Origin of the sequence: Streptomyces lucensis JCM 4490 (assembly GCF_014650035.1) — a bacterium.
Classification (GTDB): Bacteria; Actinomycetota; Actinomycetes; order Streptomycetales; family Streptomycetaceae; genus Streptomyces; species Streptomyces lucensis.
The window spans coordinates 434,876-447,163 of sequence record NZ_BMUE01000001.1 but is presented as its reverse complement, the minus strand read 5'-3'; the positions used below and the strand labels follow the sequence as shown (position 1 = coordinate 447,163).

10 protein-coding genes are annotated in these 12,288 nt (G+C 71.0%); 6 read left to right on the top strand and 4 right to left on the bottom strand.

Going from position 1 to position 12,288, the window contains the following annotated elements:
* Positions 1 to 18: 18 nt before the first annotated feature.
* Positions 19 to 879, bottom strand: coding sequence for a trypsin-like serine peptidase (locus IE177_RS02000; protein ID WP_190012929.1), 861 nt, complete (start codon positions 877 to 879; stop codon positions 19 to 21).
* A 191-nt stretch (positions 880 to 1,070) separates the two neighbouring features.
* Positions 1,071 to 1,787, bottom strand: a complete 717-nt coding sequence (locus IE177_RS01995; RefSeq protein ID WP_190012928.1) for a hypothetical protein — start codon at positions 1,785 to 1,787, stop codon at positions 1,071 to 1,073.
* A gap of 125 nt (positions 1,788 to 1,912) precedes the next feature.
* Between IE177_RS01995 and IE177_RS01990 the strand changes: the two genes are divergently transcribed.
* A complete protein-coding gene (locus IE177_RS01990) occupies positions 1,913 to 3,124 on the top strand; it encodes a pyridoxal phosphate-dependent aminotransferase (protein WP_190012927.1) in 1,212 nt (403 codons plus the stop codon).
* Positions 3,125 to 3,212: 88 nt separating this feature from the next.
* Positions 3,213 to 3,632, top strand: coding sequence for an SCO4983 family protein (locus IE177_RS01985; protein WP_190012926.1), 420 nt, complete (start codon positions 3,213 to 3,215; stop codon positions 3,630 to 3,632).
* Between the two features lie 270 nt (positions 3,633 to 3,902).
* On the opposite strand, the gene IE177_RS01980 is transcribed toward IE177_RS01985, so the two are convergent.
* Positions 3,903 to 5,723 (bottom strand): phosphoenolpyruvate carboxykinase (GTP), encoded by a 1,821-nt coding sequence (locus tag IE177_RS01980; RefSeq protein ID WP_190012925.1) that lies wholly within the window; start codon positions 5,721 to 5,723, stop codon positions 3,903 to 3,905.
* Between the two features lie 279 nt (positions 5,724 to 6,002).
* Here IE177_RS01980 and trhA point away from each other — a divergent pair, with 279 nt between their 5' ends.
* The 4 genes from trhA to IE177_RS01960 all read left to right on the top strand — a co-directional run bounded on the left by trhA (position 6,003) and on the right by IE177_RS01960 (position 9,807).
* On the top strand, positions 6,003 to 6,716 hold the full coding sequence (gene trhA, locus IE177_RS01975) for a PAQR family membrane homeostasis protein TrhA (RefSeq protein WP_190012924.1): 714 nt from the start codon (positions 6,003 to 6,005) through the stop codon (positions 6,714 to 6,716).
* Between the two features lie 111 nt (positions 6,717 to 6,827).
* The gene (locus IE177_RS01970) at positions 6,828 to 8,387 is read left to right on the top strand and encodes a DHA2 family efflux MFS transporter permease subunit (protein WP_190012923.1); all 1,560 of its coding nucleotides are present in this window, start codon (positions 6,828 to 6,830) and stop codon (positions 8,385 to 8,387) included.
* Between the two features lie 11 nt (positions 8,388 to 8,398).
* Positions 8,399 to 9,028 (top strand): TetR/AcrR family transcriptional regulator, encoded by a 630-nt coding sequence (locus tag IE177_RS01965; RefSeq protein WP_444545614.1) that lies wholly within the window; start codon positions 8,399 to 8,401, stop codon positions 9,026 to 9,028.
* A 35-nt stretch (positions 9,029 to 9,063) separates the two neighbouring features.
* Complete coding sequence (locus IE177_RS01960) at positions 9,064 to 9,807, top strand: Mut7-C RNAse domain-containing protein (protein WP_190012921.1); 744 nt, start codon at positions 9,064 to 9,066, stop codon at positions 9,805 to 9,807.
* Positions 9,808 to 9,883: 76 nt separating this feature from the next.
* On the opposite strand, the gene IE177_RS01955 is transcribed toward IE177_RS01960, so the two are convergent.
* A complete protein-coding gene (locus IE177_RS01955; RefSeq protein ID WP_190012920.1) occupies positions 9,884 to 12,280 on the bottom strand; it encodes a galactose oxidase early set domain-containing protein in 2,397 nt (798 codons plus the stop codon).
* Positions 12,281 to 12,288: the final 8 nt, after the last annotated feature.

Genomic DNA, 12,288 nt, shown 5'->3' with positions numbered 1-12,288 from the left:
GGAACTGCGGCTGCGCCGTTACGGCTTGGGCAGGGTGCAGCCGGACGCGCTCAGGTTCAGCTTGTTGCCCGTGGTGAAGCACGCCGGGATGTTGTAGGTCTCCTCGGCGTAGTTGATGCCCTTGCGGACGGTGACGTTGCCGTTCGCGTCGACCTCGCAGGGGTTGTTCTCGGTGCAGCGCTCGCCGTCCTCGTTGCCCGTGTTGTTGACGGCGACGACCTTGCCGGTGGCGGTGTCGATGACCGGAGAGCCCGAGGTGCCGCCGATGGTGTTGCAGGCGGAGGTGTAGCGGACCGAGTCCTTCCAGGTCCAGTCGCCCTCCTTCAGGCGGTACACGAACCCGTCGATGTTGCAGCTGTAGATCCGCTTCCAGTAACCGGAGACGACCTTGATGGCGGTGCCGGCGACCGGGTGGGTGTCCTGCACGGTGAGCGGGCTGATGCCGTAGCTGCTCCTGATCGCCGCGTACGTCGTGGTGGTGCGGTAGATCGTGACGTCCGTGTCGGTCATGGTCGAGTAGACGACCTGGTTGGCGCGGAGCGTGGCCACTTTGCTGCCGGAGGAGTTCAGCAGGCCGAAGGCGCGACTGGAGGACTGGCCGGTGATGACCTCGCCGGGTGACGGGAAGCCGGTCTCCAGGCAGTGGCCGTTGGTCAGCACCAGCGCCGGGTCGGTGTCCGCGGAGTTGGGGAAGCGGATGACGGAGCCGGAGCAGTTGCTGAGCGAGACGGTGCCCGCGAAGTTGACGGTCACCGCGGCGGCCTTGGCGGCGTGCGGGGCGGAACTCCCGGTGGCGGTGTGCGGCGCCGCGACCGCCGGGGTGGCGCCCAGCCCGGCGACGGCCAGGGCGGAGAGTGCGGCAAGGAGAGGCTTGTTCACGTGGGGGTCCCCTCTTACGACGGAGGCGACCGGAGATCTTCCGGCCGCCGTGCGTTTGTCATGCGCATTCTCGGCGTAAGGAGGGGGTGCGAACAAGGAGCCGGGTCAGGTCATAGGGGTTTCCCTGTGCCGCCACGCATGCTCAATTCCAGCGTTTCCGACGGGAATTGGCGGTAACGACACGCGGCGCTTCAGTGCGGCCACTTCGTGCCGCCGTGACCACGCCCCCTGCCGGGCCCTGCGGGCCAGGACGGCGTCGGGGCGGCCGGCGTGGCCGTGGGCGCCGGGGTCCCGGACGCCGACGCGGCCGGCGCCGAGGCCGTGACCGTCGGGGCGGCGCTCGGCGATCCGCTCGGCGTGCCGGCCGCGTCGCCCCCGGACGCACGGGGGGCCGGGGAGTCCGCGGCACGGGACGGCGGGACGGAGGGGGACGGTTCGCCGGAGCCCGGAGCCGGCGCGTCCGGGGAGGACGGGTCCGTGCCGGTACCGGCGGACTCGGAGTCCTCGGTGACGGCGGGTCCGCCGCCCGCGGGCCGCGACCCGTCCGCGGCGTCCGGGCCGCCCATCAGGCCGGCGATCGCCGCGACGGTCCCGGCGACGCCGAGGACCCCGGCGGCCACCGCCAGCCGACGACGCCCGCCGTCGCGGCGCCGCGCCCGGCGGCGTCCCGCCCGGCCCTCGCCCGGCACCCGCTCCTGGCCCGGTCCGCGCGGCCCCGGCACCACGGGCAGCTCTCGCGTGGAGTCGTAGGCGTTCTCCCAGCCGTGGGCGGCGGCCGGGTCGGCGTAGTCGTCGTACGCCGGGGCCGGGGCCGTCTGCGGGAGGTATACGTTCGGCCGGACGCGGGGATCGGCGCCCCCTCCGCGCGTCTCGTACGCCCCCGCCTCGTACTCGGGTTCCGTGGACACGACAGCGGATTGTAGAGACGCAAGTGACGGTTGAGACAGCCATCGCCGATATCCGGGCAAACCTTCGGGTCTCACGTGGTGGGAAACACGGCCCAAAAGCCCTTACCGGGCCGTAAGCTCGCGACATGCAGGTGATCCAGTCGACCAAGCTCGCCAACGTCTGTTACGAGATCCGGGGCCCGGTTCTCGAGGAGGCCATGCGGCTCGAGGCGGCGGGGCACCGCATCCTCAAGCTGAACACGGGCAACCCGGCGGCCTTCGGCTTCGAGTGCCCCCCGGAGATCCTGGAGGACATCCTCCGCAACGTCTCCACCGCGCACGGCTACGGTGACGCCAAGGGCCTGCTGGCCGCCCGCCGCGCGGTCGTCATGCACAACCAGACCCTCGGCATCGAGACGGACGTCGAGCACGTCTTCATCGGCAACGGCGTCTCCGAGTTGATCGTGATGGCCATGCAGGGCCTGCTGGACGACGGCGACGAGGTCCTCGTGCCGGCCCCGGACTACCCGCTGTGGACGGCGGCCGTCTCCCTCTCCGGCGGTACGGCGGTCCACTACCGCTGCGACGAGCAGTCCGACTGGATGCCCGACCTCGCCGACATCGAGCGCAAGGTCACCGACCGCACCAAGGCGATCGTCGTCATCAACCCGAACAACCCCACCGGCGCGGTCTACGACGAGTCCGTGCTGAAGGGGCTGACGGACATCGCCCGCCGGCACAACCTGCTGGTCTGCTCCGACGAGATCTACGACAAGATCCTCTACGACGGCGCCACCCACACCCCGACCGCCAAGGTCGCCCCCGACCTGCTCACCCTCACCTTCAACGGCATGTCGAAGGCCTACCGGGTGGCCGGCTACCGCGTCGGCTGGATGTCGATCTCCGGCCCGCGCGCCCACGCCGACTCCTACATCGAGGGCCTGACGATCCTGGCGAACATGCGGCTGTGCGCGAACATGCCGGGCCAGCACGGGGTCGTGGCCGCGCTCAGCGGCCGCCAGACGATCAACGACCTGGTGCTGCCGGGCGGGCGGCTGAAGGAGCAGATGGACACGGCCTACGAACTGCTGACGCGGATCCCGGGCGTGAGCTGCGTACGGCCGAGGGGCGCGCTGTACCTCTTCCCGCGCCTGGACCCGCAGGTGTTCAAGATCAGGGACGACCGGCAGATGGTCCTGGACCTGCTGCGCCGGGAGAAGATCATGGTCGTCCAGGGCACGGGTTTCAACTGGCCGGAGCCGGACCACTTCCGCGTGGTGACCCTGCCCACGGTCGGCGACCTGCGGGACGCGGTGACCCGCATCGGCACCTTCCTGGACGGGTACAGCCAGCCGTAGCGGAGGGACTCCCTCCGTGATCCGGCTCAACTTTAGACGAAATCCAAGCTAGGATGGCTTCCTGTAAGAGCACAGGAGGCCATCCCCCATGTACGAACCGATCCGCGCCAAGTCGGTCCACAGCACGATGGCCGGCGCGCCTTCCGACTTTCCCCACCGCTCGCGCGAGGAGGAGCTGGACATCCAGCTCGCCGGACACCTCGCCGCGCTGCTCGCGGTCACCGACGACCTGCGCGCCCTGACGCCGTCCGCCGAGCTGGACACCGCGGCGGAACGCCTCGCCGGCGAGGTCCGGCGACTGCGTGGCGACCGTGCCCCGCTGCGGGCGGCGCCGGCCGCCGCCGGTGACCCGGCGGCGCTGCACCGGCGCGCACACACCCTCGCCGGCCGCGCGCTCGTGGTCGCCGCCTCCCGCGCCGACACGGCGGCGGCGATCCTCACCGCCGAGCGCATGGACGCCCACGCCGCCGCCCTGGCCGGCCCGAAGGAACTCAGCACCACCCGCTGACCCCCGCGGGGGTCCCCGATCGGCCCCGGTCCGCGCGCACCCGCAGCGACGCGCGGACCGGGCGCCACACACCGCGCCGGCCCGGGGCCGGCCTTCTCCCCGGCCGGTGAGAGCGAAGTCCCGCGGGCACTCCGCCCGCCGGGAGTTCGCGCGACGAACGGACGGGGCCCCGCACGTCGTTGTGCGGGGCCCCTCACGGTGGCACCGCGGCCGGTCGTGACGATCGCTGGTCAGGGCACGGCGACCGGCCGCGGAGTCTTCAGCGGGCGCTCAGCCCAGGCGCTCCACCAGCGCGCGGTACTGGTCCCACAGTTCCTTCGGGGTGTGGTCGCCGAAGGTCTCCAGGTGGCCGGGGACGAGGGCCGCCTCCTCGCGCCAGACGTCCTTGTCGACCGTGAGCAGGAAGTCCAGGTCGGACTCGGACAGGTCGAGACCGTCGGTGTCGAGCGCCTCCTTGGTCGGCAGGACGCCGATCGGGGTCTCGACGCCGTCGGCCTTGCCGTCGAGCCGGTCCACGATCCACTTCAGGACGCGGGAGTTCTCGCCGAAGCCCGGCCAGACGAACTTGCCCCGGTCGTCCTTGCGGAACCAGTTGACGTAGTAGATCTTCGGCAGCTTCGCCTGGTCCTTGTCCTTGGCCACGTCGATCCAGTGACCCATGTAGTCGCCCATGTTGTAGCCGCAGAAGGGCAGCATGGCGAACGGGTCGCGGCGCAGCTCGCCGACCTTGCCCTCGGCGGCGGCCGTCTTCTCGCTGGCCACGTTGGCGCCGAGGAAGACGCCGTGGTTCCAGTCGAAGGACTCCGTCACCAGCGGCACCGCGGTGGCGCGGCGCCCGCCGAACAGGATCGCCGAGATCGGCACGCCCTTCGGGTCCTCCCACTCCGGCGCGATGATCGGGCACTGGGAGGCCGGGACGGTGAAGCGGGCGTTGGGGTGGGCGGCCGGCGCCTCGGAGGCCGGGGTCCAGTCGTTGCCCTTCCAGTCCGTCAGGTGGGCGGGTGGCTCCTCGGTCATACCCTCCCACCACACGTCGCCGTCGTCGGTGAGCGCGACGTTGGTGAAGACCGCGTTGCCCCACAGGGTCTTCATCGCGTTGGCGTTGGTGTGCTCGCCGGTGCCGGGCGCGACGCCGAAGAAGCCGGCTTCGGGGTTGATCGCGTAGAGGCGGCCGTCCTCGCCGAAGCGCATCCAGGCGATGTCGTCGCCGATGGTCTCCACGGTCCAGCCGGAGATCGTCGGCTCCAGCATGGCGAGGTTGGTCTTGCCGCAGGCGCTCGGGAAGGCGGCGGCGACGTACTTCGCCTCGCCCTGCGGCGGGGTGAGCTTGAGGACCAGCATGTGCTCGGCCAGCCAGCCCTCGTCACGGGCCATGACGGAGGCGATGCGCAGGGCGTAGCACTTCTTGCCGAGCAGGGCGTTGCCGCCGTAGCCGGAGCCGTAGGACCAGATCTCGCGGTCCTCGGGGAAGTGCGAGATGTACTTGGTGGAGTTGCACGGCCACGGCACGTCCTCCTGGCCCGGCTCCAGCGGGGCGCCGAGGGTGTGGACGGCCTTGACGAAGAAGCCCTCGTCGCCGAGTTCGTCCAGGACGGCCTGGCCCATGCGCGTCATGGTGCGCATGGAGACGGCGACGTAGGCGGAGTCGGTGATCTCCACGCCGATCGCGGACAGCGGGGAGCCGAGCGGGCCCATGCAGAAGGGGACGACGTACATCGTGCGGCCCCGCATCGAGCCGCGGAACAGGCCGTCGTCGCCGGAGAAGATCTCCCGCATCTCCGCGGGGGCCTTCCAGTGGTTGGTGGGGCCGGCGTCCTGCTCCTTCTCCGAGCAGATGAAGGTCCGGTCCTCGACGCGCGCGACGTCGGTCGGGTCGGAGGCGGCGTAGTAGGAGTGCGGCCGCTTGATCGGGTCGAGCTTCCTGAACGTGCCCTTGGCTACCAGTTCTTCACACAGCCGCTCGTACTCCGCCTCGGAGCCGTCGCACCAGACCACGCGGTCCGGCTGCGTCAGTTCGGCGATCTCGTTGACCCACGAGACCAGTTCCTGGTGGTTGGTGGGGACGGTGGGAGCCGCGATGTCGCGCGCCACGATTGCTCCTAAATGAGGGATTTTTGTCTTGTTCGCCCCGTGGGGGCCACGACCCGGATGCTTCGTAGCCGCTCATCCGGTGCCGACCACACTCATTTGATCATCCGAGTCTAGTGCCCATCTGTCCAGAGGGCATCACAGGTGAGCAGCGTGAGGAATCCCACGGTTTCCGCGGTTCTTTGCGGCCACGTTGGGTTCAGCTGAAGGACTTTTTGCCGGACGGCCCTGTCGGGCGTGCATTGGTGGGCGACTTACGGCGGCGTAGGTACCATGCGGCTCATGACTGCGCACGCCTCCGACGCGCCCTCGGACACGCCGGCCGCCGGCGTCGGTCCCGTGGCGCTCTCTCTGCCACATCCGGTCAAGCCCCGGCTCCGCGGCTGGCTGCACCTGGGCATGTTCCCGGCCGCGCTCGTCGCGGGCCTCGTGCTCACCGCTCTCGCCGACTCGACGAGGGGCCGTATCGCCTGCGGGATCTACGCCCTGACGGCCTGCCTGCTCTTCGGCGTCAGCGCGCTGTACCACCGGGGCAACTGGAGCCCCCGGATGGACGGCGTCCTGCGCCGCCTCGACCACGCCAACATCTTCCTGATCATCGCGGGCACCTACACCCCGCTGACCATGCTGCTCCTGCCCGGGGCCAAGGGCCAGTGGCTGCTGTGGAGCATCTGGGCGGCGGCCCTCGCCGGCATCGCCTTCCGGGTGTTCTGGGTCGGCGCCCCGCGCTGGCTGTACACGCCCTGCTACATCGCGATGGGCTGGGCGGCGGTCTTCTTCCTGCCCGACTTCATGCGCACCGGCGGCATCGCCGTCCTGGTCCTGGTGGTCGTCGGCGGCCTCCTCTACAGCGCCGGCGGCGTGATCTACGGCATCAAGCGGCCGAACCCCTCACCGCGCTGGTTCGGCTTCCACGAGGTCTTCCACTCCTTGACCCTCGCCGCCTTCGTCGTCCACTACGTCGGCATCTCGCTGGTGGCGTACCAGCACGCGTAGCGTCGACTTCCCGCCAGAACCTGGCCACGGCTCGCGAGCCGTGGCCATTTTTCATGCCTGGAGGTAGCTATCGATTGACATGGCAGCGCTTTTGATAGTTACTGTCATTTCATGGTTACTGTCATCAGCACTCCCGCGTCCTGGCACAACCCGCGCCGCTGGCTGGCCCTCGGCGCCCTGGTCATGAGCATGCTGGTGCTCGGCTTCGACACGACGATCCTGAACGTGGCCCTTCCGACGATGGCGGAGCAGCTCGGCGCCAGCACCGGCGAGCAGCAGTGGATGGCGGACGCCTACGTCGTCGTCTTCGCCGCGCTGATGCTCCCCGCCGGCCTCCTCGGCGACCGGTTCGGACGGCGCCGGATGCTGATCGGCGGGCTGGTGGTCTTCCTGGCCGGTTCGGTGGCCGGCGCGCTGGCCGACGACGTGAACTGGGTGGTCGTCGCCCGGGCGCTGATGGGCGTCGGCGCCGCGCTGATCACCCCGCTCGCGATGTCCGTGCTGCCGTCCCTGTTCGCGCCCGACGAGCGCGGCAAGGCCATCGGCCTGGTCTCCACCGGCTCCGCGCTCGGCCTGCCCCTCGGCCCGATCATCGGCGGCTGGCTGCTCGAACACTTCTGGTGGGGCTCGGTCTTCGTGCTGAACGTGCCCATGGTCGCGCTCGCGATCGTCGCCTGCCTCGTGCTGCTGCCGGAGACCAGCGACCCGGCCTCGCCCCGCATCGACACCCTCTCCGCCGCGTTCACCACCGGCGGGCTCGGCGCCCTCGTCTACGCCATCATCGAGGCGCCCGAGCGCGGCTGGACCGACCCGCTGATCCTCACGCTCCTCGCCGCCGCCGCGGTCCTGCTCACCGGCCTGGTGCTGCGCTCGCGCCGGGAGGAGCGCCCCATGCTCGACATGGGCCTGCTCGCCCACCGCGGCTTCCTGTTCAACGCCATCGCCGCGACCCTGGTGATGTTCGTGCTGTCCGGACTGCTCTTCGTGCTGCCGCCCTACCTGCAGTCCGTCCTCGGCAACGACACCCTGGCCACCGGCGTCAAGCTGCTGCCGCTGGTCCTCGGGCTGTCCGTCTCCGCGAAGCTCGCCGCACCCGTCGCCGACCGCTTCGGTGCGCGCGCCACGGTCACCGGCGGCCTGGTCGTCCTCGCCTTCGCCGCGCTGCTGGGCGCCCGCACCACGACCCAGGACGGCTACGGCTTCACCGCGCTGTGGCTGGCCGTCGCCGGCCTCGGCTTCGGCTTCGCCCTCGTGCCGTCCATGACCGGCGCGCTCACCGCCCTGCCCGCCGACCGCGCCGGCAGCGGCTCCGGGCTGCTGCTGACGCTGCGCCAGGTCGGCGCCGCCGTCGGGATCGCGCTGCTCGGCAGCCTGCTGTCCAACGCCTTCCGTGACCGCCTCGACGTGACCGGCCTGCCCTCCGCCACCGCCGACACCGCCGGGGACTCCGTGGTCGCCGCCCATCTGATCGCCGAGAAGGCGGGCTCGCTGCACCTGGCCGTCTCCGCGAACGACGCGTACGTGCACGGCATGACGCTGGTGCTGCTTGTGTGCGGGATCGCCTCCCTGGCCGCGGCGCTGCTGGCGGCGGCGTTCCTGCCGGGGGCGCCGGTGGCGCCGCGCACCGGGGGCGCCGGCGTCCGCATGGCTTCCGTGAAGGCGGATGCCTGACAATGAACCGCATGACGGCCGCACGCATCACCTCCCCCGCCGACCGCCCCCAGCTGAGCCTGCGCGAACGCAAGAAGATCAAGACACGCGAGGCGATCCGCACCGCGACGTACGCGCTGATCGAGGAGCACGGGTACGACGCCACGACGATCGACCAGATCGCCGAGCGCGCCGAGGTGTCCCCGTCGACCGTCTTCCGGTACTTCCCGACGAAGGAGGACATCGTCCTCACCGACGAGTACGACCCGATCATCGTGGAGGAACTGCGCAACCGCCCGGCCGACGAGCCCTGGCCCGACACCGTGCGGTACGTGATGCGGGAGGCGGCCCGCGCGGGCATCGAGGGGGATCCGAGGGCGGCGCGGCTGCGCAGCCACCTCATGGTCCAGGTGCCCGCGGTGCGCTCGCGGATGATGGAGAGCATGTCGGTCACCGGCCGCATGTTCTGCACCGCGATCGGCGAGCGCACCGGCCGCGACCCCGACAGCCTGGAGGTCCGCGTCTACGCGATGTCCCTGATCGGCGGCCTGATGGAGACCACCCTGTACTGGGGCGAGCACGGGAACCAGCAGGACTTCACCGCGCTCCTCGACCGCACCCTGGACGTCCTGCAGCACGGCCTGTCCGCCCGTAATCCGTGAGCCCCCCCGGCCCCGGCCCGTGTCATCCTGACCAGGTGAACGCACCGGAGATCCACGTCGAAGTCGCTTCCGAGCTGGCGGTGTTCGTGCCGCACGACCGCCGCGGCGGCACCAGGCCGCTGGCCGTCGACGGGGTCTCCACCCTCGGCCACGTCGTCGAGTCCCTCGGTGTTCCGCTGACGGAGGTCGGCGCCCTCGTCGTGGACGGCGCCGAGGTCCCCGTCTCCCACATCCCCGCGCACGGCGAGTCGGTCGCCGTCCGCCCGGTGGTCCGCCCCCAGCGGGTTCCCGGCGCCCCCCTGCGCTTCCTCCTCGACGTCCACCTCGGCACCCTGGCCCGCCGTCTGCGCCTGCTCGGCGTCGACACGGCGTACGAGTCGACCGACATCGGCGACCCGGCACTCGCCGCCCGCTCGGCGGCCGAGCGGCGGGTCATGCTCAGCCGCGACCGGGGCCTGCTGCGCCGCCGCGAACTGTGGGCCGGCGCCTTCGTGTACAGCACCCGGCCCGAGGAGCAGCTGGACGACGTCCTCGACCGCTTCGCCCCCGGCCTGCACCCCTGGACCCGCTGCACCGCCTGCAACGGCCTGCTGGAACAGGCCACCAAGGAGGAGGTCGCCGACCAGCTGAAGGGCGGCACGCAGCGCTCGTACGACGTCTTCGCGCGGTGCACACGGTGCGGCCGCGCCTACTGGAAGGGCGCGCACCACGACCAGCTGGAGGCCATCGTGGAGCGCGCCCTGAAGCGCCGTGGGGCGGTGCCGGATCACACCCCCTAGGTAGGCCCGGTCCGCACGGTCGCGCCGGCGCCGCGACGCCCGCCCTGGGCGGACGACGCGACTTCGCGGACACGGTCTAACGCCTCGGCACATCACCCTTCCCGCAGGCGATGGCGTCCCGGTCTCGGTCGAGGCCCAGCGGGTCGTCCCCGCCGTTCACCCTCAGCCGCCCGTAGTGGTTCCGCTTCAGCCAGGCGCAGCGGGCGGTGGCCGTCCTCTTCACCTCGGGCGGGAACACCGTCGGCACACAGACGTTGACCGAGCCGTAGTGCCGGTCGCAGCCGGAGATCGTCGGGCTGACCTTCTGCGCCGCGCGCTTCTCACCGGGCCCGGCGACCTTGCCGGTCAGGGAGTCGGCGAAGGAGTGCACGTGCGGGGCGGCGGCGCTCAGGGCCGACGGGCCCGTCAGGTGCACCCACCTGGCCACGGACGGCACGCCATTGGCGTCGACCGCGAAGAGCATGTACCAGCCCGGCGGGGCGATGTTCGGGTTGTTCGTCACGTTCAGGTCCACGTTGCCGCCGTCCACGCTCAGCGGCAGGTCCACGAACCGCTGGTTCGGGTCGGAGGAGTGCGTGACCGCCGCCGGGCGGATCAGCTCCGCCCTGGCGATGGGCCGGTCGACCGTGATCCGCTGCGTGTCGCCGTACTTCCACTCCTGGTCGATCAGCGAGGTGATCGCCGGCCGGCTGCCCTGGTAGAGGTAGGGCGGGGTGTAGATCGACACGTTGTGATTCCAGGTGCCGTTGCCCGGGTTGTCACCGGTGGCCATCACCCGGCCGTCGGGCAGGAGGAAGGCCGAGGAGTGGTAGCCGCGGGACTCCGGGTCGGCGGCGACGGGGTCGAACGTGCCGGTGCCGGGGTCGTACAGCGAGGACTCGTACACCGGGTCGGCCCGGTTGTGCAGGGCGCCGCCGGTCTCCAGCACCTTGCCGTCGGGCAGCAGGACGGCGGAGACGTACATCTTGCCCTGGCCGCCGGTCTCGGCGGTCCTCCCGTTGCCCAGGTCGACCGTGCCCTGCGGGATCGGCGGCCCGGCGACGTACGAGGGGTCGGGCTGCTTGAGGTCGATCACGTCGGTCAGCCGGTTCGCGTCCGGGTTGGAGTCGATGTTGCCGCCGCCGATCGTCAGCACCCGCTGGTCCTGCGCCGGGGGCAGCAGCACGCTCGCCGACTGGTCCCGCTCGTCCTTGTTCCGCAGCCCCGGGATCTGCGTGACCGTGCCCGCACCGTAGTCGTAGATCGCCGAGCCGGTGCCGGGGATGTTGTTGCCGAAGACGTGGCTGCCCGTGTAGAAGAGGCGGCCGTCCTGCATGAGGATCATCGCCGGGTACAGGCCCCAGTACGACCAGGTCTGGTGGACCTTCCACAGGGGCTGCCACCGCTGGTCCCCGTCCGACCACAGCTCGGCGGTCACCGACCCGGTGGAGTCCTCGCGCAGCCCGCCGAACGAGATGACGTCACCGTTGCCCAGTTCGGTCGCCGACGGGTACCAGTGGCCGTCGTTCAGGTCGTTGGTCCTGCTGTAGGTCTCGGTCTTCGGGTCGAAGACGTACGAGTCCTTGAAGCCCTCGTAGCCGTGACCGCCCGCGACCGGGTACGCCTTGTTGCCGCTCATGACGAGGACCCGGCCGTCCTGGAGCTGCACGTGCCCGGCGCAGAACATGTCCTTCGGCGTGGGTACGACCTTGTAGGTGCCCTTCGCCGGGTCGTACACCGCGGAGGTGAACGTCCCCGCGTCGAAGTTCTCCTCGCTGTTGCCGGACCCCGCGATCAGCAGCACCTTGCCGTTGCTGAGGACGACGGAGTGCATGGAGCGGACCGGGTTCCGTGTCGGCAGGACCGACCAGGTGCCGTCGGCGCACTGGGCGTTCGTGCCCGTACACCGATCCGGCGGGACGACGTCCGGGACCTGGTCCATGGTGTAGTCGTCGGTGGTCGCGGAACCGGTGCCGTACACCGAGACGCCCCAGGTGATGCGGTCGGTGCCGGCCGGGACCTCGGGCGTGCGGACCGTGGCAGGCGTCCAGGCCGACGCGGTGTCCAGCGTCTTGAGGTCGGTCCAGTACTGCCAGCCGGCCGTGGTGTCGTGCCGGAAGACGGTGATGTTGGCGTCCGGGGTGGTGGTCTTGTACCAGAGCCCGAGGTCGTACTGCCTGCCGGCGCTCACCGCCGGCGCGCAGTCGGCGGACTCGGTGATCAGCGCCTTGCGGTCGCCCTCGGTGCGCCGGGTCAGCGTGACCTTCATGGCCCTGGCGCCGGAGTGGGCGTCCGGCACGGTCGCGAAGGCGAAGTCGTTGTCGCCCCACCCCGACTTCTCCCAGCAGTACGGCATGTCGTCCGTACCGGCGGTCTCGAAGCCGGGGTTCTGGACGAGGTTGGCGGCCTGGGCGCTCTGCGGCGAGGTGAGGAGCAGCCCGGCGGTCAGGGCGCCCACCCCGGCCAGCGCGGTCCGTCTGCGGCGTAGGTTCACACGGCTCT

Bases quoted from the DNA above. Each gene is read 5' to 3' on its own strand.
- IE177_RS01985 (WP_190012926.1), top strand. From the start codon at position 3,213: ATGTACGAACCGATCCGCGCCAAGTCGGTCCACAGCACGATGGCCGGC.
- IE177_RS01965 (WP_444545614.1), top strand. From the start codon at position 8,399: ATGACGGCCGCACGCATCACCTCCCCCGCCGACCGCCCCCAGCTGAGC.
- IE177_RS01970 (WP_190012923.1), top strand. From the start codon at position 6,828: ATGGTTACTGTCATCAGCACTCCCGCGTCCTGGCACAACCCGCGCCGC.
- trhA (WP_190012924.1), top strand. From the start codon at position 6,003: ATGACTGCGCACGCCTCCGACGCGCCCTCGGACACGCCGGCCGCCGGC.
- IE177_RS01990 (WP_190012927.1), top strand. From the start codon at position 1,913: ATGCAGGTGATCCAGTCGACCAAGCTCGCCAACGTCTGTTACGAGATC.